Source organism: Phormidium sp. CCY1219, from assembly GCF_035615515.1.
Taxonomy (GTDB): Bacteria; Cyanobacteriota; Cyanobacteriia; order Cyanobacteriales; family Laspinemataceae; genus CCY1219.
This window is the reverse complement of sequence record NZ_JAJENT010000947.1, coordinates 1-1613: the sequence shown is the minus strand read 5'-3', so window position 1 is coordinate 1613 and position 1613 is coordinate 1. Positions and strand designations below refer to the sequence as shown.

1 protein-coding gene is annotated in these 1613 nt (G+C 53.4%); it reads right to left on the bottom strand.

From position 1 onward, the window contains the following. Positions 1-1511: helix-hairpin-helix domain-containing protein (locus tag LKK83_RS30665; protein ID WP_324635261.1), on the bottom strand; the 1511-nt coding region annotated here is incomplete at its 3' end. Between the last annotated feature and the right edge of the window lie 102 nt (positions 1512-1613).

Here is a 1613-nt window from a genome sequence, read left to right as displayed (position 1 = left end):
TGCAACTGTTCGGCTCGTTGATTGCCTTGCTCTAATTCGGAGCGCGCTTCATCGAGTTGAGATTGCAACTGTTCGGCGCGTTGATTGGTTTGCTCTAATTCGGAGCGCGCGTCATCGAGTTGAGATTGCAACTGCTCGGCGCGTTGATTGGTTTGCTCTAATTCGGAGCGCGCGTCATCGAGTTGAGATTGGAATTGAGAATCAGTTTGATGGGCTTGTTCTAAATCCGATTGCAGTTGAGAAGCGCGTTGATTCGCTTGCTCTAACTGGGAGCGGGTTTCATTTAACTGGGATTCAAGTTGGGAGGTATTCCCTTCTGCCTGTTGTAAGCGATTTCGGGTTTGTTCTAACTCAGAATTGAGTTGAGAGGAATGGGAGTCTGTCTCCTCTAAGCGCTGGCGGGTTGCTGTTAGTTGAGAGTGCAGTTCGGAGGAATTGCGTTCTGCTTGTTCTAAGCGAGTGCGGGTTTCCTCTAATTCTAATTGGAGTTGAGAATTTTGCTGGATTGCGGGTTGTTCTAAGTTGGATGGCAAGGATTCGGAAGGAGGCGCGTCCGCGTCGGCTTGCGATCGCGGTTCGGAGGTGGGGGGTTGTGGGGGTTGTGTGGCCACGGGGGGCGAAGGTTGTGCCATTTCCTCCCGAGCGGTTTCCGGGGTCACTGTGGGGGCGATCGCCTCGGGTAACTCCACTTGGGGCAGTTGTAATCCAGCGGCGGACAATTGTTGGACTAAGGTTTGATTGGCTTCGATCCGGAACCAGTAATAGACCGCGCGAGCCACATCAGGACCGAGGCGCTCGATGGAAGAAATCGTGTCCATATCGGCGTTAGAGAGTGCGGATACGGTAGAAAAGCGATCGCTGAGCAATTTAGCGTGGGTGCGACCGATTCCGGGAATCCCCAAACCGGATAATACTTTCGACCAGGGCAATGAGGTAGATTTAGAAATTGCTTTGAGCAAATTCTTCGCCGATTTTTTCCCCATGCGCTCTAACCTCACCAGTTGCTCGGCGGTTAAGTCGTACAGATCTGCTACAGAGCGGACCAATCCGCTCTCGAGGAGCTGCTGCATCAGTTTTTCCCCCATCCCATTAATTTCCAAGGCATCGCGACTGGCCCAATTGAGCAGGGTTGCGGGGAGAATTGCCGGACAAGATGAGTTAATACAGCTCGTTTCCTCATTATGGTCTTTTACCAAGGGGGAGCCGCATTCGGGGCAGTGGACGGGCATGTGAAAGGGGCGAGCGCCGGCGGGGCGTTCTTCCGGCACCACGGCCACAATTTCGGGCATTTCTTCTTTGCCCCGATAGCGCACGATCGCGGTGTCGCCGATGTGGGGGTCTAGCTCGGCGAGGCGATGACTTCCGCGCACCGTAGCTTGAGAAATTTTGGTTCCCGCTACTTCCACCGGGGAAATTTCGGCGATCGGGGTCAAGTGGCCGCTGCGTTCCACCTGGATATTTATCGCGTCTATTTGCGTGCGGACTTCTTCTTTGCTATTATCGGGCGTCACTTACTTTGTACCTCCTGTAATCTTTATCATGATAACCTCCGATACGTTTGGAAACCCCCGTGCTTTAGCCGGGGGAGGAAAAACGAACGTGCGGCTTTAGCC